This window comes from Acidovorax sp. (assembly GCF_046291265.1).
Taxonomy (GTDB): Bacteria; Pseudomonadota; Gammaproteobacteria; order Burkholderiales; family Burkholderiaceae_C; genus Acidovorax.
The window spans coordinates 153,964-176,346 of the sequence record NZ_JBKBTV010000002.1 but is presented as its reverse complement, the minus strand read 5'-3'; the positions used below and the strand labels follow the sequence as shown (position 1 = coordinate 176,346).

Here is a 22,383-nt window from a genome sequence, read left to right as displayed (position 1 = left end):
GGGGGCTTTGTGCTGCTGGGACAGATTGCCGGCACGTACGAAATCAGCCAGATGACAGCAGTCGCCGCGCAGATCCAGGCAGACGCGCGCTACCCGGCGGCATTGATCTTGATTTTGCTGGGCTGTTTCACCAAAAGTGCGCAGTTCCCCTTCCACTTCTGGCTGCCGCAGGCGATGGCCGCGCCCACGCCGGTGTCGGCCTATCTGCACTCAGCCACCATGGTGAAGGCAGGGATCTTTTTGCTCGCACGGCTGACCCCGGTCATCGGCGGCACCGAGCTGTTTGTGGGAATCGTATCCACCGCAGGGCTTGTCACTGTCACCTTTGCCGCGTTCATTGCCATCTTCAAACACGACCTCAAGGGGTTGCTCGCCTATTCCACCATCAGCCACCTGGGGCTCATTGTTTTCCTCATCGGGTTGGGCTCGCCACTGGCCGCCGTGGCGGCGATGTTCCACATCCTGAACCACGCCAGCTTCAAAGCCGCCCTCTTCATGACGGCCGGAATCGTGGACCACGAAACCGGCACGCGCGACCTGCGCCAGCTCGGCGGTTTGTACCAGCTGATGCCCTGGACGGCCACGCTCGCTATGGTCGCAGCCGCGGCCATGGCTGGCGTACCGCTGTTCAACGGATTCATCTCCAAGGAGATGTTCCTCACCGAGGCCGTGGCGTTTTCGCAAGGTGGTGGCGGTTGGCATTGGCTGGTACCAGCCATGGCCACGTTGGCTGCTGTCTGCAGCGTGGCGTACTCGGCGCGGCTGGTGCACGACATGTTCTTCAACGGCCCGCCGCGCGACCTGCCCAACCCCCACCCCCATGAGCCCCCGCTGGGCATGAAGGCGCCGGTGGCGCTGCTCGTCACCATCTGTATTGTTGTGGGGGTGGTGCCATCCCTGGTGGCCGGGCCTATGGTGCTGGTGGCAGCCACAGCCATGCTGGGCACACCACCGCCCGAGTTCCACCTGGCGATCTGGCACGGGTTCAACCTGCCGCTGCTGCTCAGCGCGGTGGCGCTGGGCGCGGGCCTGCTGTTGTACTTCTGGCTGGCGCGCGACAAGCGCCTGCACAAGCTGGCCTCCGAAAACTGGTTTGGCGCCTTGACGGGATCCAACTTGTTCACGCGCGGTTCAGACCGGTTGTTCGAAGGTGCGGGCCGAATTACGGCTCTGCTGGAGACCGGCTCGCTGCAGCGCTATCTGGCATGGATGATCATGGCCTGCGTCGCAGCTGTGGCGGTGCCGGTGCTGTCCGGCCAAACGCCCGGCACCGGAAACCGTGAACTGCTACCGGTCAACGCGGTTGCCCTGGTGCTATGGGGTCTGCTGCTGGCTGCGTGTGTCTGGCTCATGCTCAAGCACCATGACCGGTTCCAGTCCGTAGTGGTCGCCGGCGTGATTGGCCTGGTCACTTCGTTGACCTTTGTCGGCCTCTCTGCACCCGATCTTGCGCTTACCCAGCTGACCGTGGATGTAGTCTCTACGGTGCTGCTGTTGATGGGACTGGCCTTGCTGCCCCGCCTGTCACCGCGGGAGTCTTCTGATGGACGTCGGCTGCGCGACGGCTCGCTTGCGCTGCTGGGCGGTGCGGGCATGGCTTGGCTGGCGTGGGTGATGCTGACGCGCGATCACGATTCCATTGCCTGGTACTTCCTCAACCAGTCTGCCATCGCGGGTGGCGGCACCAACGCGGTCAACGTGATCCTGGTGGACTTCCGGGGCTATGACACCTTTGGCGAGATCACTGTGCTGGGCATTGCCGCTGTGGGCGTGCTGGCACTGATGGACGGCATGCGCACCCGGCGCCCCACCACCGATGCCAATGGCGAGCCTTACACCTTCGCCGCCCAGCCGCTCATGTTGCGTGTAGCCGCCCGCGTGGTGCTGCCGCTGGCTTTGGTGGTCACGCTGTACATCTTTATGCGCGGGCACAACCTGCCCGGTGGCGGATTCATTGCGGGCCTGGTCACTGCGGTGGCTCTGGCGCTGCAATACGTCGCCATGGGCCAGACCCGCGCCGAGGCCCTGCTGCGGGCTGAAGGCGGGCGGCGCTTTGTGCGCTGGATCGGCATCGGCCTGGGTATTGCAGGGTTGACCGGTATTGGCGCCTTTGCGTTTGGCCAGCCGTTCCTGACCAGCGCCCACGGCCACCCCCACATCCCCATTCTGGGAGACATACCACTGGCCACGGCCGCCCTGTTTGACCTGGGCGTGTACATCACCGTGGTGGGCGCCACGCTGCTGACGCTGTCCACACTCGGGTCGGTCACCCGCGAGGGTGCGGGCAAGCTGCGCACGCCCCAACCCGCTAACGCCAACGCCGAAGCCGACGGAGTTCAACCATGATCATGAGCCTTGAATTTCTGGTGGCCACCGGCATCGGTGCGGTCACCACCACCGCTCTCTACCTGATCCTGCGCGGCCGGACTTGGCCCGTGATCCTGGGCCTGAGCCTGCTCGGCTACGCCGTCAACGTCTTCATCTTTGCCATGGGTCGCCTGTGGCAGAACGCAGCGCCCATCCTGACCGAAGGGGGCCGCGTGGCCGACCCGCTTCCACAGGCGTTGGTGCTCACCGCCATCGTCATCGGTTTTGCCACCACCGGGTTTGTGGTGGAACTGGCCCTGCGCAGCCGCCACGAAACCGGAACCGACCATGTGGACGGCCACGAGCCCGGACACCGCCCCACCACACCACCACGGGACGAGGCGGGATGATCGGCGAACTGTTGAATTCTTTCTTCGGCCAGCACCTCCCCGTGCTGCCCGTGCTTTTGCCGATGTTCACCGCGGTGGCATTGCTGCTCATTGGCGACGGCGGCGGGCAGTCCAGCCACGGAGGCACACAGTTGCGCGCCCGGCGCTGGGTCAGCATGACCTCCGTGATCTTCGGCGCTGTCCTGGCCTGGCGCCTTCTGACCGAGGCCGCGAGCGGACCCCTCACCGTCTACCCACTGGGCGCATGGCCCGCGCCGTTTGGCATCGTGCTGGTCATTGACCGCCTGAGCGCGCTGATGCTGGCACTGACGTGGACCATTGCCGCACCCGTGCTGTGGTACTCCACCGGTGGCTGGGACAGCCATGGGCGGCACTTTCACGCCTTGTTCCACTTTCAGCTCATGGGCCTGTCGGGCGCGTTCATCACGGGCGACCTGTTCAACCTCTTCGTGTTTTTCGAAGTGCTGCTGATCGCGTCCTACGTGCTGATGGTGCATGGCCAGGGGCGGGATCGATTCCGGGCAGGGCTGCACTATGTGGTGCTCAATCTGGCCGCCTCGGCACTGTTTCTGATCGGCCTTGCCATCATCTACGCAGTCACCGGCACGCTCAACATGGCCGACCTGGCGCTGCGCATTACCCAATTGGAGCCGGAACAGGCGTCCCTGCTCAAAGCCGGTGCCATGGTGCTGCTGGTGGTGTTCGGGCTCAAGGCGGCCATTGCGCCGCTCTACATGTGGCTACCCACCACCTATGCCGCCGCCAGTGCGCCGGTGGCGGCGCTGTTTGCCATCATGACCAAGGTTGGCGTCTACAGCATCATCCGCGTGCACGCCGTGATGCTGGGCGAGGGCGCGGGGCACGCCGCCTTTGCAGCCGCCCCCTGGCTGCTGCCCATAGCACTGCTCACTACAGTGCTGGGTGTTTTTGGTGCCCTGGCAGCACACAGCCTGGCGCAGTTGGTGTCGTACCTCACGGTGTCGTCGATCGGCATCATTCTGGCCGCTGTGGGCCTGTTCACCCCTGAGTCCATGTCAGCGGCGCTGTACTACACAGTGCACAGCACGCTGGTCATGGCAGCGCTGTTTCTGCTGGTCGAGCTGGTGGCTGCGCAGCGAGGCGCCGCAGGCGACCACCTGCAACCGGCGCCCCCAGTGGCGCAGCCCGTGGCACTGGGCTTGATGACGCTGTTGGGCGCCGCCTCTGCAGCAGGGCTGCCCCCGCTGCCGGGGTTTCTTGGCAAGCTGATGGTGCTGGAAAGCGCTGCGGCCACGCCGGCCCACACCTGGGTGTGGGCGGTGGTGCTGGGCGCTGGCTTTCTGACCCTGGTGGGCCTGGCGCGCGCGGGGGCCATCCTGTTCTGGAACGTGCTGCCGGGTCGCCCCGATGACTGCAGCGCGGGCAGCAGCGGCCGCCTCATGACAGCCACGTTGAGCCTGCTGGCGCTCAGCCTGCTGCTGGCCGTGGCCGCATCCCCCCTCAAACGCTACACCGACGCTACAGCCGCGCAACTGGCGGATCGCAACGGCTACGCCGACGCCGTGCTCAATGCGGTGGGCGGGTCGGCCGCGCAGACCACCCGGCCCTACCGCGGTGGCGAAGGCGAAGTGAAGCTACCCGGAAAGGCGGTTGCGCCATGAGCAAGAAACAACGCTGGCTGACACACCCGTGGCTGTCGGTGCTGCTGGCCGTTACCTGGCTCCTGCTGCAGCATTCCCTGTCTATGTTTCATCTGTTGTCTGGTGTGCTGATCGGCCTCATCGTGCCCCGGCTGCTGAAAGACTTTCTGCCCGACCCGCGCCGCCTGAACATGCGCCCGGCCGTGCGGCTGGGCGGCGTGGTGCTGTGGGACATCGTGGTGTCCAACATCGTTGTGGCACGCCTGGTACTGGGCCCCATGTCGCACCCCCAACCCGCCTGGGTCCCCGTGCCACTCACGCTGACCAACCCCACCGCCATTGCATTGCTGGCCACCATCATCACCACCACGCCGGGTACCGTGTCGTGCACCATCGACGAAGAGCGCAACGAGATCCTTGTGCATGCGCTCAACTGCGACGACCCTGCGCAGATGGCCGCCGACATCAAGGCTCGCTACGAAGCGCCTTTGCTGGCCATTTTTGAAGCGGTTGAACCCACGGCTGCCGCCATCCAAGGAGACCGCGCATGAACGCTGCCACCAGCATCCTTCCGCTCGCGCTGGACATCACCACCGCCGTCATGGCGCTGTCGTTTCTGCTGTGCGCATGGCGCCTCCTGCGCGGCCCGCAGTCCATCGACCGTGTGCTGGCCATCGACACCATGTACCTCAACGCCGTTGCACTGGTGGTGTTGCTGGGCATCCGCTGGCAGACCGCGCTGCTGTTCGAGGCGGCGTTGATTGTGGCCATGCTGGGCTTTGCATCCACCGTAGCTATGGCGCGCTACCTGAGCCGCGGCGACGTGATCGAATGACCGTGTGAATGACCTCTGACGCACCAGAAAGACATCCATGACCCTTCAAATCATTGCCGAATGGCTGGCCGCCGCGCTGTTGTTGATCGGCGCATTCTTCTCTCTCGTTGGTGTGATCGGCCTGGTTCGCCTGCCCGATTTCTTCATGCGCCTGCACGCCCCCACCAAGGCCTCCACGCTGGGCGTGGGTGGTGTGCTGCTGGCCAGCATGATCCTGGCCGCCGCCGAAGGCCGGATGGGCTTTGCCGAGCTGCTGATTACCCTGTTCGTGTTTGTGACCGCCCCCGTGTCGGCCAACCTCATGGCCCAGGCAGCGTTGCACCTGCGCGTAGGCGGGCGTGCCCCAACCCCGCCCGATGCGGTGCCGGAGCGTCGTCAGGGGTGAGTAAATTACTCAGTGCGAGGCCGAAGCACACCGGTTGCTCGCCGCCCCTCCACACTGAACACAGCGCTATTTGATCTCCAACTGCAACAGCGCCGGGATCAGGAAACAGCGTCCACAAAACCAAAAGCACTCATCGCGCAGTGCGTCACAACGCTCCCGGCTGCCACAAATGGGCCGCATCGCATCGCAATCGGTAGTACATCTGATTACGTTTTTTGCCGACAGCACAAGGAACTTCAGGGCTTCTGCAACACAGAATCCGGGCGCCACGCTTTGACCTGTCTGGTCTCTCGCGGGGCCAAGGCATCCGCCCACTGTTTTGCATCTTCCTCATTCCATGCACACCACATTGCTTGCGCCCCGCTTTCTGGGCATCGCTCCACTTTTACTGATCGCCTTACTGGGGTGCAGCCCGGCTTCAGACTCGGCCAAGACGGAGACTCCAGCAGCAGCCGTAGCACCCGCAGCTGCCACCGCGCCAGCGCCTTCGCCCGACAAAGCCGCAGAGCAAACGGCTCCTGCTGCACCTGACAACGTCAGCGCCAAGCTGCAGTCGTACATCACTTGCTACAACAAGCTCGATGGCCGTGCCCACCGCACCATCAACCGCTATTCCAGCTGGGTCAAAGACATGAAGGCGGGCCCTACGGGCAATGAAAAGGTGATTTACGGGCTCTACTCCCTCTTCAGCGACGACGTCAAAGAATGCGTGACGGAGTTTGAGCAAGCGTCTGCCCTGCGCCCGGCCCTGCCCGCGCTCGACTCTGCTGGCAAGGCGTACATCGCCTCGCTGGCGGCCACGGACAAGCTCGTGGCCGAGGCCTATACCTACTACGACCGCGAGAACTACAAGGACGACAAATTTGCCAAGGGCAAAGCCCTGCATGGCCCCCTGGCGGCAAGTTTTGAAAGTTTTGTGCAGGCCAGCACCGTCTTCTCCCAGGCGCTGGATGTGGAAAACGACAACCTGCTCAGCGCCCAGCTGGCGCACATCGAAAAGACCGAGGGCCGCAAGCTGCCCTACTACCAGATGGCGCTGATGGCCAAGGCCAAGCAACTGGCGGACGTGCTGGGGGATGAGACGTTTGATGCCGCCGCCGCAGCGCCCCGCCTGGAGGCGTTTGAGGCCATCACCGACGAAGCCATGGCCTTTGTGAAGCCGCAGAAGGACGCCCTGCCCATCGAGTGGCCAAGCTTTGAAAGCAGCGCGGAAGAATTCCGCAAGGCGTCCAAAGAGCGCTTTCGCCGCGTGCGTGACAACGTCCCCTACAGCACCGGCGAACGCTCGATGCTCAAGCCCGGGAGCGGCTGGATGGTGGACGGCAGCGCTGAAAAGCTGGTCAAGGCCTACAACGGGCTGGTGGACGCAAGCAACCGCATGTAGCCACTGAGGGGGCAGCGCCCCCTCACGGAACCACAGGCCGGGTGGCCGCTCCATGCGGCTCCCACATTTCTCCTCAATGGGTCTGCACAGTGCGTGCCATACCCACTTGCAGGAGAAATCCATGGCCCGCCTTTCTGCCCCCATCGCACCCACCCAAACCCCAGCGGCGCTGGTCGTCGCAACACCCGCCAACCGCCGCTTTGCGCTCAGCGCCCTGGGCTCGCTGGGGATGGCCACCCTGCTGGGCTGCGGGGGCGGGGGTGATACCGAAGCCACAGACAGCACGGGCACAGATACCGGCACCGGCACTGGTACAGGGACGGATACCAGCACGGGAACGGGCACCGGGACCGGCACAGGCACCGGAACCACCACCTGCTCGGTGGTGCCCGAAGAAACCGCCGGGCCCTACCCCGCGGACGGCTCCAGCGCCAGCAACTCCACGTACAACGTGCTGGCGCTCAGCGGCATCGTGCGGTCGGACATTCGGAGCTCCATTGGCTCCTCCTCCCAAGTCAGTGGCGTTCCCCTCAGCATCACCATCACGCTGACCAACACCCAGGCCAGCTGCGCGCCGCTGGCGGGGTATGCCATCTACCTGTGGCATTGCACACAGGACGGCAACTACTCGGTCTACTCGTCCAACAACATCGCCGACAACTACCTGCGCGGCGTGCAGGCCACCGACGCGAACGGCACGGTCACCTTCACCACCATCGTGCCGGGCTGCTACGCGGGTCGCATGCCCCACATGCACCTGGAGGTGTATCCCACGCTCGCTTCGGCCAACAACGCGCGCAACAAGGTCAAGACCACTCAGCTGGCCTTCCCCACCTCCGTGCTCAGCAGCATCTACAACAGCAATGCGGGCTACAGCGCCAGCGTGCGCAATCTGGCAGCCATCACGTTTGCCACCGACAACGTCTTCAGCGACGGCACCGACCTGGAGATGACCACCCTGCAGGCCAACAGCGGCGGTGGCTATGCCGCCAGCATTGCCATCTCGATCGCCGCCTGACCACCGTTGCACAGACAACCCCCTCTCAACCCCATCACCCGCGTGACCTGCCCCATGCCCTTGACTTGCACCACCCTCACCCGCCTGGCCCTGCTTGCCCTGGCCACCTTCGCCGCCCCCAGCTTTGCGCAACAAGACCGCCGCTCACCACCAACGCCGCCCCCCGAGGCCTACGCCGCCTGCGCAGGCAAAACCGAAGGCGCCACGGTCACATTGACCATGCCCGACGGCAAATCGCTGACAGGCACTTGCCGCACAATGGGCGGCACCCTGGTGGCCACGCCTGCCGGTGGGCCTGGCGGCCCCGGTGGAGCGGGTGGCCCACCGCCCGCCCGCTGACCCCCCATGCCTCCCCTGCGCTCCCTCGTCCCGTCGCCCCCTCTGACGCTGCACCGCAAAGCCTTCATCGCCCTGGCCGCGCTGCTGGTGGCGCTGCTGCTGATCTTTGCGGGCTTTTCTCGCCTGGGTTTGCAGCGGGGCCTCGGCCCCTATGTGGCAGAGATTGAACTGGCGCGCATGGACTGGCTGGCCGAGCGCTTGCAGTCCCACTACACCCAGACGGGCGGTTGGGACCGGCTTCGCACCCAGCCTGGGCTGTGGGGCGAGCTATCGCACCCCGGCTCGGGGCAGCGCAGGCCGGGCAGTCAGCGCACCGGCGGCGACCCTACGCCACCCACTGATGCGCGACCCCAAGGGGGAGATGCACCGTCTTCGCACACAGGCCCGCCGCCCTACCCATTCGGAGGCAACCGTGGCCCCATCGTGGGTGGTGGCGACTACCCACCACCACCGCCGCCACCAGCACCGCCCGAAGGCCGACTCGGCGACTCCCGCAACGGGCCCTCACCGCCTCAGCGTCACCCCGACGACCTCTTCCCGCGCCTGGGCTTGGTGGACCCGCAAGAGCGCGTAGTGGCAGGCACAGCCCCACAACCCGGTGGCGCCCGCCTGGCGCTGCGCGGCCTGGATGGCCAGACCATCGGCCACCTCGTACTGGCACCGCCCCAGGGCGTGCGCAGCGAGGCCGACCAGGCCTTTCTGGCCCAACACCTTGGTTTTGTAGCGTGGACGGGCCTGGCTGGCCTGGCGCTGGCGCTGCTGCTGTCGGGCTGGCTGGCACGGCGTTGGCTGGCCCCGGTGGAGGCGCTGGCCACGGGCGCACGCGGCATTGCCCAAGGCCACCTGCACACCCGCGTTGCCGTGCAGGGCAACGACGAGCTGGCCCAACTGGCCCGCACCTTCAACACCATGGCCGAACAGCTGAGCAGCATCGAGGCCAGCCGCCGCCAATGGCTGGGCGACGTGGCCCACGAGCTGCGCACGCCCCTGGCCGCCATGCGCGCCGAGATCGAAGCCGTGCAGGACGGTGTGCGCCCCTTTGACGACAAAACCGCCCTGCGCCTGCACCGGCAGGTGATGCGCCTGATCCAGCTGGTGGGCGACCTGCGCACCAGCCTGGACGCCGCAGGCACCGGTGCGCCGTCGGCCCAGGTGCCCGTGCACCCGCTGTCGCTGCTGACCGAGGCGCTGGCGTCCATGCGCCCACGCCTGGCACAGGCCTCCATTCACGTAGACACCGCAGGCCTGAACCCGCTGGCCACGCAGTCCCCCCCGCCGCTGGTGCGGGGCGATGCGCAGCAGCTGCACCAGGTGTTTATGAATCTGCTGGAAAACAGCCTGCGCTACACCGACGCGGGCGGCCTGCTGCACATTTCGGCGTGCGAAGCGAAATCGCCCGACGGTGTACCCAATCTGCAAGTGCGACTGGACGACAGCGCACCCGGCGTGCCCGCGCACGAACTGCCACGCATCTTTGACCGCCTGTACCGCGCCGAAACCTCACGCAACCGTGACCACGGTGGCTCGGGCCTGGGGCTGGCCATCTGCCGCGCCATCGTGCTGGCGCACGACGGCACGCTGACGGCCGAAGCGTCCCCCCTGGGTGGCCTGCGGATCACGCTGGCGCTTCCCCTTCTCGAAAACTCTGCACCATGAGCCACCGCATCCTCGTTGTTGAAGACGAACCCGACATCGCCACCATCGTGGTGGACTACCTGCGCCACGCGGGCTACACCGTCGAGCACCAGGCAGAGGGCCGCGCAGCCCTGGCCAGCATCGTTGCCGCGCCACCTGCGCTGACACTGCTGGACATCATGCTGCCCGGCATGGACGGGCTGGAAATCCTGCGCCAGGCACGGCGCCACACGCACCACCCGATCATCATGCTCACGGCCCGCGTCGAAGAGGTGGACCGCCTGATCGGGCTGGAGCTGGGCGCAGACGACTACATCTGCAAGCCCTTCTCGCCGCGCGAGGTGGTGGCCCGCGTCAAGGCCGTGCTGCGCCGCGCGGCCACGCCAGATGCCGAAACGCCCGCCCTGGGCAGTGCCACAGCCCCCGCGCTTCAGATGAGCGACGACCTGTGGCAAGCCACGCTGCACGGCGTGGCGCTGGGCCTGACGCGGCGCGAGTTCCGGCTGCTCAAGGTGCTGGCCCGCCAGCCGGGCCGCATCTTCTCGCGCGCACAGTTGCTCGACCAAGCTTATGACGACACGCTGGATGTGAACGAACGCGCCATCGACAGCCACATCAAGAACCTGCGCAAAAAACTCAAGGGCGCCAGCGGCGACGACACGGACTGGATCCGGTCGGTATATGGCGTGGGCTTTGCGCTGGAGCCCGCAGGGCACGGTTGAGGCGCTTGTCCACCAGCGCAACGCGCACCTACTACTATTTTTATAGCTATTAGCGCTTATCCAATAAGCGCTAGAGCCTGTTTTTACTTAAAACTCTCCAGATACACCCACTCTGCGCTGACGCGGCGCGGGGCAATGCGCTGTGTGCCACCAGCGCAGAGTCGATGCGGCAGATGCAGCAGCGCATTCTGAAATGTGCCTGCCGTCTCACCACTCCCGTTGAATCACACCTACACCCACCGCGCCAGCGCGCCGGTGCAATCAGGAGCGTCACGACCGCCTTCAACTACACAGTCAATCCTGCCTGTTGGCCCGCACCCATTGCACCGCCCATGCCCTCATCGCGCACTGCTCCTCCACCTGCTTCACCACCGACCACCACCCACCCTCGGCCCACACCGCTGCCGGGCGGGCTGGTGTATGTCAGCCCCACGCTGCCCGGCCTGGCGCGCGTGCGCAGTGGCGAGAAGAAGTTTCGCTACCGCCAGGCCGACGGCCAGTGGATCAAAGACCCCGGCGAAATCGACCGCATCAACCGCCTGGCCATTCCGCCCGCCTATACCGATGTGTGGATCTGCCCCCTGCCCCACGGCCATCTGCAGGCCACAGGGCTCGACGCACGCGGGCGGCGCCAATACCGCTATCACCCGGAATGGCGCCAGCAGCGCGACGAAGGCAAGTTTGAACACATGCAGGCCTTTGGCCGCGTGCTGCCGCGCATTCGCACCCGCGTGGCGCGCGACCTGGCCGCGCACCGCACCGGCAAGCCGCTGACGCGCACCCTGGTGCTGGCCACGCTGGTGCGCCTGCTGGACACCACGTTTCTGCGCGTGGGCAACGAGGAATACGCCAGCAGCAACCGCTCATACGGGCTGACCACGCTGCGCACGCGCCATGCACGGCTCAAAGGCAGCCAGCTCAGGCTGCGCTTCAGGGGCAAAAGCGGCGTGCAGCAAGAGGTCGAACTGAACGACCCGCGCGTGGCCCGCGTGGTGCGCCACTGCCAGCAACTGCCGGGGCAAGAGCTGTTTCAGTACGTGGACGAAGACGGCACGCCGCGCACCGTGGGCTCCAGCGATGTGAACGACTACCTTCGCGAGATCACCCACACCGCCTCCGGGGCCGAAGGCGAGCACTTCACCGCCAAGGACTTCCGCACCTGGCACGGCACCACACAGGCGCTGGAGCTGACGCGGCTGGCATGCACACCTAGCGATGCGGCCGACATCCACGTGCGCTACAGCGCCAAAGCCATCCTGACCGAGGTGGCGCGGCAGCTGGGCAACACAGCCGCCGTGTGCAAAAAGTCGTATGTGCACCCGGCTGTGCTGGACCTGGGCTCGCGCCTGGCGTCTGACGCAGGGCCCGGCATGCAGGAGGTGTGGGACCGCATTGGCGGCACGGCGTCCCCAAGGGGCTTGAGTGCGGCAGAGCGGCGGCTGCTGACCTTTCTGCGCCAGCCCCGCAAACAAGGCAAACCGGTCAAGCCACGTACAGCGGGCGCGCAGCGCGCACCCGCAAAACCCTAGCTCGCCATCACCACCGGTACGCTGCCGACAAGGTCGCCGTGCGTGGGTTGCCGTCGCGGCAATTGGCGCCGTTGCAGATCAAAAACTGCTTGTCCAGCAGGTTGCGCACATTCAACGCCACCCGCCATGGCCCGTCTTGCCAGGCCACCATGGCATCGACCACACCATAGCCCGGCACACGGTACGCATTGGCCGTGCCGTCCACCATGTCGCCGGTGTAGCGCAGGCCCGTGCCGACGGTCCACGCGGGCAGGCCCCAGGCGGCCAGACGATAGTTGCCCCACACCGAGGCCTGGTGGTAGGGCACCTCGGCCGCGCGGCGGCCCACTTCTGCTGGCCGGTTGCTGCGGGTGATGCGACGGTCGGTGTACGCATAGGCACCCACCACCTCCAGATGGCGCGTGGCCTGGCCGCGCACTTCCAGCTCGGCCCCACGGGACCGCGCTTGGCCGGTCTGCACGTTGAACTGCGGGTTGGCCGGGTCGGGCGTGAGCACGTTGTCCTGGCGCAGGTCGTACACAGCAGCAGACAGCAGCAATCCACCCTCGCCTTGCGGCTGCCAGCGCACACCCACTTCAAACTGCTCGCCTTCGGTGGGTTTGAAGCGCCCGCCCTGCGCATCGGTGCCGCCCTGCGGCTGGAACGACTGGCTGTAGCCCGCAAACGGTGCCCAGCCGCCGGGGACCAGGTACACCACGCCCACGCGGCCCGTGAACGCATCGGTGCGCTCCACCGACCACGGCGCCGCCGTGAAGAACGGGCGCGTGCGGTAGTCGCTCCAGTCGTGCCGCAGGCCGGCCAGCGCCACCCAGCGCTCGCCCAGCTTGATCTGGTCCTGCACATACAGGCCCGCCTGCCAGCGCTGCGATGTGGATGAAAACGCCAGCGGCGCCGGGGCGCCGGGCACCGCGCCGTACTGCGGCTGGTACAGGTCCAGCGGGGCCAGCGTGCGGGCGTACCACTCGGATTCGGACCGGTACCGCGTGTAGTCCACCCCGGCGATCAGCGTGTGCTGCACGTCGCCACTGCGCCAGCGCTGCTGCCAGCTGGTGTCCGACGAAAAGCCCCGCACACGCTCGAACTCGTCGATGGCGCGGCGCTGCACCCGCGTGGGCACGGCAGCGTCCGGCGTAGTGTTGGTAAAGAAGATGTCGGCTTCGGAATCAAAGAACCGCAGGCCTTGGCGCAAGGTGGCCTGCTCGTTCACCTGGTGCTCGAACAGCGCGGTCAGGCTGGTCTGGTCGACGTCTTGCCGGTCATAGGCAGGCTCGCCCACAAAACGAAAGCGTGCGATGCGTTGGCCCCCGGGGCCTGGCAGCAGCGTGCCCGCCTGCGGCAGCGGGTACGAATACCCCAATCGGCGCTTTTGGTGTTGCATCAGCAGCGTGAGCGACGTGGCCGCCGAGGGCTGCCAGCGCAGCGCAGGCGCAATGTAGACGTTGTCGTCCTGCAGCGGGCGCACGGGCGTGTCGCTGTCGCGCGCCAGCGCGGTAAGGCGCCAGGTCCAGTCGCTGCCCGGCGCCACGGCGCCGCCCAGGTCCACGCCGATCTGCTTGTGGCCGTAGGTGCCGACTTCGGCCACCACCTCGCGCACCGCGTCAGCCGTGGGGCGCTTGCTGACCGTGGCCAGCACGCCGCCCGGGGCGGACATGCCGTACAGCACCGACGCCGCGCCCTTGACCAGCTCCACGCGCTCCAGGCCATAAGGCTCTTGTTTGCCTGAGGCCCAGGAGTTGTCGGACACTTTGAGGCCGTCGGCAAACAGGCTGCCGTTGCGCGCATCGGCCCAGAAGCCACGGCTGTAGATCGCGTCGTAGGAGCCGCTGTAGCCCGACACCGGGCGCACGCCGGCCGAATATTCAAACGCCTGCTCCAGGTCGCGCACGCGCTGCACCTGCATCTGGTCGGCCGTGACCACGATGATGGTCTGCGGCGTCTCCAGGATCGGTGTGTCGGTCTTGGTGGCGCTGGCGCTGCGTTTTGCGACCCAGCCACGCACGGGGCCGGTGGCGGTTTCAACCTCGGCCTCGGCGGCCACGCGCACTTCAGGCAGTGCGGCAGCGCCGTCGGCCGGGGCGCGCTCCAGCACCAGCGTGGCGCCGTCGCGCCGCATGCGCAGGCCGCTGCCGCGCAGCAGCTCGGCCAGAGCTGCATCGGGGTTGCGTGCGCCCTGCACCGGCTGGGCACGGCGGCCCTGCACGAGGTCAGGCGGGTACACCAACTGCACGCCGGACTGGCGCGCAAACTGCGCCAGCGCATCGGGCAGCGGCTGGGCCGCAATGTCAAACGCCGCCGTGACGGGCGCGACTTGCGCTGCGGCCGTTGGCGCGTGGAGCGATGACACCACCGCCAGCACGGCGGCAGCCAGTGCGTGGCAATGAAAACGGGTGGAAGGCTTTAAGAGCCTGTTGACAGTGGAATAGCCCGGGGTGCGGGGCTGTGGTCGGGTCATGGTGAAGTCCTTTCACCACTACAACGAATGGGCGGGGCCATTTCCTGAACGGGATGGGAAGAAGGGATACCGAAAGCGAGAAAACCCATCAGTATCAAAACAATAGCTACCAGCGCTTATGGAATAAGCGCTAGAGGCCAATTTGACTATAAATTCACTGCACGGATGGTTTGCTGACTCCGCCAAGTGCCTGCCGCATCCAAGCGCCAGACTCCCCCATACGCTCACCGCGCCTGGACCTGCCACTGCCCCGCCACCAACCGCACCTGCACCGGCACCACGGCAGGCAGGGCCCGCACAAAGTCCTCGGCCTGCGCAATGCGCACCTGGCCCGACAGGCGCAACGCGGCAGCATCCGCATCAACCGACACAGCACGCGGCAGGTAGCGGCGCAGGCGCTCTACCGCATCGGCCAGCGGTGTGTCGGCAAAGGCCACCACACCATGCCGCCAGGCTGCGGCCTCGTGGATGGGCGCGCGGGACGGCGGCAAAGGCTCGCCGGACACCACGTGCAGCGTCTGGCCGTCGACCAGTTCGCGCGTGGCGGTCATCTGCCCATCGCGTCCAAGCGACTGCACCCGCACGCGGCCCTCTTCCACCTGCACCTGCACATCCAAGCCGCCAGCGCCACGCTCCACGGCAAACCGCGTGCCCAGCACCGTGACGCGCACGGCGTTGCCGTTCGCGTCGGCGGGCACGTCCACCACAAAGGGCCGGTCCACATCGCGCACCACGTCGAAAAACGCTGCCCCCGCCAGCAGCGTCACCCGCCGCTGGCCTGCGTAATAAGCCATGTGCACGCGGCTTTGCGCATCCAGCGTGACGTGGCTGCCGTCGGGCAGCGGTTGGCGCAATGTTTTGCCGTGGCCCGTGCTGGCCACCTGCTGCCAATCGGCCACGGCCAGGCGCCACCAGCGCCATGCGCCCAGCCCACCGGCGACGCCCACACCCGCCACGCCCAGCAAGGCGGCCAGTGACCGGCGGCGACCGGTGCGCCGCGCTGCACCTTGGGCAGCGACAGCCGCTTCCGGCGCGCGGCCTGCGGCGTGCCAGTGCTCCATGGCAGCCTGCACGCGGTCCATGGCCAGCATCATGTCGCGCTCCACCATGTTGCGCGAAATGCCGTATTCAGCCGCCAGAGCGCCCTGATCTTCGCCATTGACGCGGTGGCGCAAAAACACCTGCCGCGCCCGGTCAGGCACGGTGGCCAGCGCCGCTTCCAGCACGTCCACCGCTTGCCGGTACATCAGTGACTCGCAGGCATCGGGCACGTGCTGGGCAGCGCCCATGCTGCCGATGCCGCCCTGCTGCAACGCGTGTGTCTGCGCGTGGCGCGCCACGACACCCGCATGGCGTTGCCGGTCAATGACGAGGTTGCGCGCCATGGCAAACACATAGGCCCGCGCTTCGCCGTCGCACAGCGCGGGCTGCTCGCCGCGCAGGTTCATGTCCGCCAGGCGCACCCAGGTGTCGTGTGCCACGTCGCGCGCCTCATCGGCGCTGCCGGTGCGGTGCGAGAGGTAGCGCAGCAGGTCGCGGTAGCTGTCGCGAAAGCTCGTCAGCAGCGGCGACGAGAGCGTGCCTGTGCCCATGGTGTGCGGCCCCGGGGTCTGGCGAAATCAGCGGCCCACCATGTTGCCCGGCACCACCCACTGGTCGAACTGCTCGCCCGTCACATGGCCCGAGGCGACGGCCGCTTCGCGCAGGCTGGTGCCTTCCTCGTGCGCCTTCTTGGCGATGAAGGCCGCCTTGTCGTAGCCGATGTGGGTGTTGAGCGCCGTCACCAGCATCAGCGATCGGTCCACCAGCTCGGTGATGCGCTCGCGGTTGGGCTCGATGCCCACGGCGCACTGGTCGTTGAAACTGACCATGCCGTCGGCCAAGAGGCGCACGCTCTGCAGGAAGTTGTGCGCCACCATGGGGCGGAACACGTTGAGCTCGAAATTGCCCGAGGCACCGCCGAAGTTGATGGCCACGTCGTTGCCGAACACCTGAGCGGCCAGCATCGTCACCGCTTCGCTCTGCGTGGGGTTGACCTTGCCGGGCATGATCGACGAGCCGGGCTCGTTCTCGGGGATGCTGAGTTCGCCGATGCCGCTGCGTGGGCCACTGGCGAGCCAGCGCACGTCGTTGGCGATCTTCATCATGCTGGCGGCCAGGGTCTTGAGCGCGCCATGGGCGTGCACCAGGCCATCGACCGAGGCCAGGGCCTCGAACTTGTTCGGTGCGGTGACGAAGGGCAGGCCTGTGAGGCGGGCCAGTTCGGCGGCGGACTGCTCTGCATAGCCCTTGGGGGCGTTCAGGCCCGTGCCCACGGCGGTGCCGCCCAGGGCCAGCTCGTACAGGTGGGGCAGCGCTGCGCGCACGTGGCGCTCGCCATGGTCGAGCTGGGCCACGTAGCCCGAGAACTCCTGGCCCAGCGTGAGCGGGGTGGCGTCCTGCAGGTGGGTGCGGCCGATCTTGACGATGCTGTCGAAATCCTTAGCCTTCTGGTCCAGCGTGGAGCGCAGCTTGGCGATGGCGGGCAGCAGCCTGTGCGTGAGCGCTTCCACAGCGGCCACATGCATGGCAGTGGGGAACACGTCGTTGCTCGACTGGCTGCGGTTCACGTCGTCATTGGGGTGCACCAGGCGGCCTTCGCCGCGCTCGCCGCCCAGGATCTCGCTAGCGCGGTTGGCCAGCACTTCGTTGACGTTCATGTTGGTCTGCGTGCCCGAGCCCGTCTGCCACACCACCAGCGGGAACTCTCCGGGGTGCTTGCCAGCGATCACCTCGTCGGCAGCGGCCACGATGGCGTCGGTTTTCTTCGCGTCCTGCAGGCCCAACGCCTGGTTGACCACGGCCGAGGCGCGCTTGACCTGGGACAGCGCCTTGATGATCTCCCGCGGCTGCTGCTCGCCCGAGATGTCGAAGTTCTGCAAGGATCGCTGCGTCTGCGCGCCCCAGAGCTTGTCTGCAGGGACTTCAATGGGGCCAAAGGTATCGCGCTCGATGCGGGTGGTCGTCATGGCTGGCAGTTCTCCGTCGTCAACTGAAAGAAACACCCGCCACGGGAAGCGGCAGACCAACACGTCAGCGGCTTTCCAGGGTCACGGGCAAGCGGTCAAGCATACTTGAAACAAAAACCATTCTCATTTAACAACCGTTAAAACCTCCAGGCTCTCCCAGGCTGATGCTGGGCATCCCAACGTTTGACTGGTTTGCCTAGGCCCCACATTTCTTTAGCACCCCCATGCCAACGAAGGTTACAGCTTGTTTCATAAAATCGGACAATTCGTGCGCGATGCGCGAATTTACCCAGCGATGCGGGCACTGAACCCGTAAGAACGTGTTGCCAGCGCGTTCCCAACCTTGCCACCTCGCGGTATGGTTGTCCCCCACCGCCTGCGGCGGGCCCCTCTTCCCTTTTCTTTCTGTTCCGCATGTTCCCCGAAATCGCACCGCCGTCGCTCGGCTTCATGCCCTCCAGCCACGACCCGCTGGTGGTGGCCGCCTCGTTCGTGATTGCGGTGCTGGCGTCTTTTGTCACGCTGGACCTGGCGCGGCGTGTGCGCACGTCCCAGCGCCGTATTGGGCTGACCTGGTGGTTGGCGGGGTCGCTGGTGATGGGCACTGGCATCTGGGCCATGCACTTTTTGGGCATGCAGGCATTTCGGCTGCCCATCGCGCTGGGCTACACCGGCTTGATGACGCTGCTGTCCTGGGTGGCGGCCGTGGGTGCATCGGCGGTGGCGCTGGGCGTGGCCAGCTTGCCGCGGTTTCGCGCGGGGCAACTGGCGGTGGGCGCGCTGGCCATGGGGGGCGGCATCTGCGCCATGCACTACATCGGCATGCAGGCCATGGAGATGTCGATCGCCATCGTGTGGGACTGGAAACTGGTGGCACTGTCGGTCGCGGTGGCGGTGCTGGCGTCTGCTTCTGCCCTGTCGCTTTTTCATCTGCTGCACAGGGTGAACAACACGCGGCGGCCGCTGTACCAGGCAGTTGCGTCGGTGGTGATGGCGATTGCGATCTGCGGCATGCATTACACCGGTATGGCAGCGGCCAGTTTTCCGGAAGGCAGCGTGTGCCTTAGCGCCAATGCCCTCGGAGGCCCGGGCCTGACCGCAGTGATCATCATCGCCACGGGCATGCTGCTGATCAGCACGTTGTTCACGTCCATCCTGGACGCCCGCCTGCAAAGCACAGCGCGCTTGCTCACCCAGTCGCTGCAAGAGAGCAACGCCAAGTTGCAAGACGCCAACGCTGAATTGCAGCAACGTGCGTTTGCCGATGCGCTGACTGGGCTGCCCAACCGCCTGTTGTTTGAAGACCGGTTGATCCATGCATTGCTGCGCCTGGAGCGCGCCAACCACCACCGCGTCGAAGAGCGCCTGGGGGTGCTGTTTGTGGATCTGGACGGCTTCAAACCCATCAACGATTCGTTTGGGCACGCCGCAGGAGATGCCATCTTGATGGGAGCCGCCGACCGCCTGCGCGCCGAAGCCCGCGAGAGCGACACGGTGGCCCGCGTGGGGGGCGACGAGTTTTTGATGTTGCTCGAAGACGTGAACAACACAGCCGACTGCATCGCCATCGCCAACCGCGTGCTTGCCGCCCTGTCACAGCCTTTTGAAGTGGCGGGCAAACAGGTGCAGATTGCATGCTCGATCGGTGTGGTGGTGCACCCCGACCACGGGGATCGCCACAAACTGGTGGCCAACGCTGATGCGGCCATGTACGCGGCCAAACGGGCCGGAGGCAACTGCTATGCGCTGTTCGAGCCCCACATGGGTTCGGACGCGTCCGACCAGCTGGAGCTGCAAAATGACCTGCGCCAGGCGATCAAGCGGGGCCAGATGTCCTTGCACTACCAACCCAAGATCGACGGCAAACGCGGGAGTATCAATGGCGTAGAGGCGCTGCTGCGCTGGAACCACCCAGAACGTGGCATGGTGAGCCCGCTGGACTTCATCGCCCTGGCCGAGCGCTTTGGCATCATCAACCAGCTGGGCGCGTGGGTCATCGACGAGGCCTGTCGCCAGATGGCGGACTGGGCCCGCAGCGGCATGCGCATGCGGGTGGCCATCAACCTGTCGGTACACCAGTTGCGCGAAAGTGGGTTGGCCGAACGCATTGGGGCCGCGTTGACGTTCCATGGGGTGGACGCGTCACAACTGCTGTGCGAGATCACGGAATCGGTTGCCATGGAAGACACACAGGCCACGCAGCGTGCGTTTGAGGGGCTGGCCAACATTGGCGTGTTTCTGTCCATCGACGACTTTGGCACGGGCTATTCGAGCCTGAACTACCTGCGCCAATTGCCAGCCAAACAACTCAAGATCGACCGCAGTTTTGTGAACGACCTAGAGCACCAGGAAGACGCACGTGCCGTAGTGCACGCGGTGGTTCGGCTGGCGCATGCGCTGGGGCTGCGCGTGGTGGCCGAAGGCGTGGAAACCAGCGGCCAGCGCGATATTCTGCTGGCCATGCGCTGCGACGAGTTGCAGGGCTTTTTCTACGCCCGCCCCATGCCGCCAGACACCTTGCTGTCCTGGGCACAGGGCGACAAACCCGACGGCTCAGCAGACTTCGCGCCTTCGGTGATCGGTAGCCTGGGCAACTTGTAGAACACACGCAGCGGGGCCCCGCTGGCCCAGCGGACAGGACTACAGCGATTGCGGAAACGGCTGACACGCCAGGCACTCGCGCACGCTAAAAAATGGGTTTCCAACAAACCCTGGAGGCCCCATGCGCATCACCCCACTCCCCCAATCCGAGATCGACGAGGCAGAACGCAAGGTGGGCGCGATCCTGGACGAGTTGGAAGATGACATCCATTCGGACGTGAAAGACATTGACCTGGAGGATGTCATTGAAACCGACAAGGACAGCGGCAAACCCACCCTGCATCAATCGGTGGAGATCACGGTCGAACCGCGCGCACAGCGCAAGTGGATCAAGTGAAGGGTCCGGCGATTTGACGGTTTGGTAGTGCCGCTGGCACGCGTCCGGCCTCACAGCAGGGATCTCCCACGTTTCCGCATCCAGTGACTTGGGGCGGACCTGTCATTTGGAGATCAGCCCAACGGGCACAGCCCCGCATCAGCGTGGTGCAAGGCAGGCGGCGATAATTGCCGGGTTTGTCCTTCTCTAAAAAAACCCCACCATGACCACGACCATCCGGTACAACGATCTCGTCGAGTCCGTTGCTGCGGCGCTGCAGTACATCTCCTACTACCACCCCACCGACTACATCGCCCATCTGGCCCGCGCCTACGAGCGCGAACAGAGCCCGGCGGCCAAAGACGCGATTGCCCAGATCCTGACCAACAGCAAGATGAGCGCCACCGGCCAGCGCCCCATCTGCCAGGACACCGGCATCGTCAACGTTTTCTTGAAGGTGGGCATGAATGTGCGCTGGGAGGGTTTTGATGCCGACAGCGACGGCAAGCCCTGCAGCCTGGACGACGCCATCAACGAAGGCGTGCGCCGCGGCTACAACCACCCCGACAACACGCTGCGCGCCAGCGTGGTGGCCGACCCGCAGTTCGACCGCAAGAACACCAAGGACAACACCCCCGCGGTGATCTTCACCGAGATCGTGCCCGGCAACACCGTGGACATCACCGTGGCGGCCAAGGGCGGCGGCTCGGAGAACAAGTCCAAGATGTACATGCTGAACCCCAGCGACAGCGTGGTGGACTGGGTGCTCAAGACCGTGCCCACCATGGGCGCTGGCTGGTGCCCGCCCGGCATGCTGGGCATCGGCATTGGTGGCACGGCAGAAAAAGCCGTGCTGATGGCCAAGGAAAGCCTGATGGACGACCTCGACATGTACGAGCTGCAGGCCAAAGCCGAAGCCGCCAAAACGGGTGGCCCCGCACTCGACAAGGTCGAGGCCCTGCGCCTGGAGCTGTTTGAGAAGGTCAACGCCCTGGGCATTGGCGCCCAAGGCCTGGGCGGCCTGACCACGGTGCTGGACGTCAAGATCAAGATGTACCCCACGCACGCGGCCAGCAAGCCGATTGCCATGATCCCCAACTGCGCCGCCACGCGCCACGCGCACTTTGTGCTGGACGGCTCGGGCCCCGTGTACCTGGACCCGCCGAGCCTGGACCTGTGGCCCAACGTGAACTGGACGCCTGACTACAATAAGAGCAAGAAGGTGAACCTGGACACCCTGACCAAGGAAGAAGTGGCCAGCTGGAAGCCCGGTGACACGCTGCTGCTGAACGGCAAGATGCTGACCGGCCGCGACGCAGCGCACAAGCGCATCCAGGACATGCTGGCCAAGGGCGAAAAACTGCCCGTGGACTTCACCAATCGCGTGATCTATTACGTCGGCCCCGTGGACCCCGTCAAGAACGAAGCCGTCGGCCCCGCAGGCCCTACCACCGCCACGCGCATGGACAAGTTCACCGACATGATGCTGGAGCAAACCGGGCTCATTGCCATGATCGGCAAGGCCGAGCGCGGCCCGGTCGCCATCGAAAGCATCAAGAACCACAAGAGCGCCTACCTCATGGCCGTGGGCGGCGCCGCCTACCTGGTGAGCAAAGCCATCAAGACCGCCAAGGTGGTCGGCTTCGCCGACCTGGGCATGGAAGCCATCTACGAATTCGACGTGGTCGACATGCCTGTGACCGTGGCCGTGGATTCGGGCGGTACCAGCGCACATATCACCGGCCCGGCCGAGTGGCAAAAGCGCATCGCCACGGGTGAATTCAAAGGCATCGGTGTGGCGGCCGCCTGAGTGACTGGGGTCT

At 65.9% G+C, this 22,383-nt stretch carries 18 protein-coding genes; 15 read left to right on the top strand and 3 right to left on the bottom strand.

The window, feature by feature from the left end; all coding sequences use genetic code 11:
* From mbhE to ACK41V_RS01675, 12 genes are all read left to right on the top strand, one after another.
* On the top strand, positions 1-2,346 hold a 2,346-nt coding region (gene mbhE / locus ACK41V_RS01730; protein WP_409776915.1), incomplete at its 5' end, for a hydrogen gas-evolving membrane-bound hydrogenase subunit E.
* A gap of 2 nt (positions 2,347-2,348) precedes the next feature.
* Positions 2,349-2,717: a Na+/H+ antiporter subunit C gene (locus ACK41V_RS01725; protein WP_409776926.1), complete on the top strand. Its 369-nt coding sequence runs from the start codon at positions 2,349-2,351 to the stop codon at positions 2,715-2,717.
* Positions 2,714-4,357, top strand: coding sequence for a monovalent cation/H+ antiporter subunit D (locus ACK41V_RS01720; RefSeq protein WP_409776912.1), 1,644 nt, complete (start codon positions 2,714-2,716; stop codon positions 4,355-4,357). The genes ACK41V_RS01725 and ACK41V_RS01720 overlap by 4 nt, the downstream gene beginning before the upstream one ends.
* Entirely contained in the window at positions 4,354-4,887 is a 534-nt protein-coding gene (locus ACK41V_RS01715; RefSeq protein ID WP_409776909.1) for a Na+/H+ antiporter subunit E, read from the top strand. The genes ACK41V_RS01720 and ACK41V_RS01715 overlap by 4 nt, the downstream gene beginning before the upstream one ends.
* The gene (locus tag ACK41V_RS01710; RefSeq protein WP_409776906.1) at positions 4,884-5,171 is read left to right on the top strand and encodes a K+/H+ antiporter subunit F; all 288 of its coding nucleotides are present in this window, start codon (positions 4,884-4,886) and stop codon (positions 5,169-5,171) included. The genes ACK41V_RS01715 and ACK41V_RS01710 overlap by 4 nt, the downstream gene beginning before the upstream one ends.
* Positions 5,172-5,208: 37 nt before the next feature.
* Entirely contained in the window at positions 5,209-5,556 is a 348-nt protein-coding gene (locus ACK41V_RS01705) for a Na+/H+ antiporter subunit G (protein WP_409776903.1), read from the top strand.
* 337 nt (positions 5,557-5,893) lie between these two features.
* Positions 5,894-6,940 carry a YiiG family protein gene (locus ACK41V_RS01700; protein ID WP_409776900.1) on the top strand — a complete coding sequence of 349 codons (1,047 nt, stop codon included), beginning with the start codon at positions 5,894-5,896 and terminating at the stop codon, positions 6,938-6,940.
* 121 nt (positions 6,941-7,061) lie between these two features.
* Positions 7,062-7,958: an intradiol ring-cleavage dioxygenase gene (locus ACK41V_RS01695; RefSeq protein ID WP_409776897.1), complete on the top strand. Its 897-nt coding sequence runs from the start codon at positions 7,062-7,064 to the stop codon at positions 7,956-7,958.
* Between the two features lie 54 nt (positions 7,959-8,012).
* Complete coding sequence (locus tag ACK41V_RS01690) at positions 8,013-8,297, top strand: hypothetical protein (RefSeq protein ID WP_409776894.1); 285 nt, start codon at positions 8,013-8,015, stop codon at positions 8,295-8,297.
* 6 nt (positions 8,298-8,303) lie between these two features.
* Positions 8,304-9,953, top strand: coding sequence for an ATP-binding protein (locus ACK41V_RS01685; protein WP_409776891.1), 1,650 nt, complete (start codon positions 8,304-8,306; stop codon positions 9,951-9,953).
* Complete coding sequence (locus tag ACK41V_RS01680; protein WP_409776888.1) at positions 9,950-10,654, top strand: response regulator; 705 nt, start codon at positions 9,950-9,952, stop codon at positions 10,652-10,654. The genes ACK41V_RS01685 and ACK41V_RS01680 overlap by 4 nt, the downstream gene beginning before the upstream one ends.
* A gap of 332 nt (positions 10,655-10,986) precedes the next feature.
* A complete protein-coding gene (locus tag ACK41V_RS01675; RefSeq protein WP_409776886.1) occupies positions 10,987-12,183 on the top strand; it encodes a DNA topoisomerase IB in 1,197 nt (398 codons plus the stop codon).
* A 7-nt stretch (positions 12,184-12,190) separates the two neighbouring features.
* On the opposite strand, the gene ACK41V_RS01670 is transcribed toward ACK41V_RS01675, so the two are convergent.
* The 3 genes from ACK41V_RS01670 to fumC all read right to left on the bottom strand — a co-directional run bounded on the left by ACK41V_RS01670 (position 12,191) and on the right by fumC (position 17,643).
* Positions 12,191-14,635 carry a TonB-dependent siderophore receptor gene (locus ACK41V_RS01670; protein ID WP_409776884.1) on the bottom strand — a complete coding sequence of 815 codons (2,445 nt, stop codon included), beginning with the start codon at positions 14,633-14,635 and terminating at the stop codon, positions 12,191-12,193.
* A gap of 224 nt (positions 14,636-14,859) precedes the next feature.
* Complete coding sequence (locus ACK41V_RS01665) at positions 14,860-16,227, bottom strand: sigma-70 family RNA polymerase sigma factor (RefSeq protein WP_409776881.1); 1,368 nt, start codon at positions 16,225-16,227, stop codon at positions 14,860-14,862.
* Between the two features lie 27 nt (positions 16,228-16,254).
* The gene (fumC, locus tag ACK41V_RS01660; protein WP_409776878.1) at positions 16,255-17,643 is read right to left on the bottom strand and encodes a class II fumarate hydratase; all 1,389 of its coding nucleotides are present in this window, start codon (positions 17,641-17,643) and stop codon (positions 16,255-16,257) included.
* A gap of 414 nt (positions 17,644-18,057) precedes the next feature.
* Between fumC and ACK41V_RS01655 the strand changes: the two genes are divergently transcribed.
* The 3 genes from ACK41V_RS01655 to ACK41V_RS01645 all read left to right on the top strand — a co-directional run bounded on the left by ACK41V_RS01655 (position 18,058) and on the right by ACK41V_RS01645 (position 22,370).
* Positions 18,058-20,244, top strand: coding sequence for a putative bifunctional diguanylate cyclase/phosphodiesterase (locus tag ACK41V_RS01655; RefSeq protein ID WP_409776875.1), 2,187 nt, complete (start codon positions 18,058-18,060; stop codon positions 20,242-20,244).
* A 121-nt stretch (positions 20,245-20,365) separates the two neighbouring features.
* A complete protein-coding gene (locus ACK41V_RS01650) occupies positions 20,366-20,581 on the top strand; it encodes a hypothetical protein (RefSeq protein WP_409776872.1) in 216 nt (71 codons plus the stop codon).
* Positions 20,582-20,783: 202 nt separating this feature from the next.
* Positions 20,784-22,370 (top strand): fumarate hydratase, encoded by a 1,587-nt coding sequence (locus tag ACK41V_RS01645; protein WP_409776869.1) that lies wholly within the window; start codon positions 20,784-20,786, stop codon positions 22,368-22,370.
* Positions 22,371-22,383 lie beyond the last annotated feature (13 nt).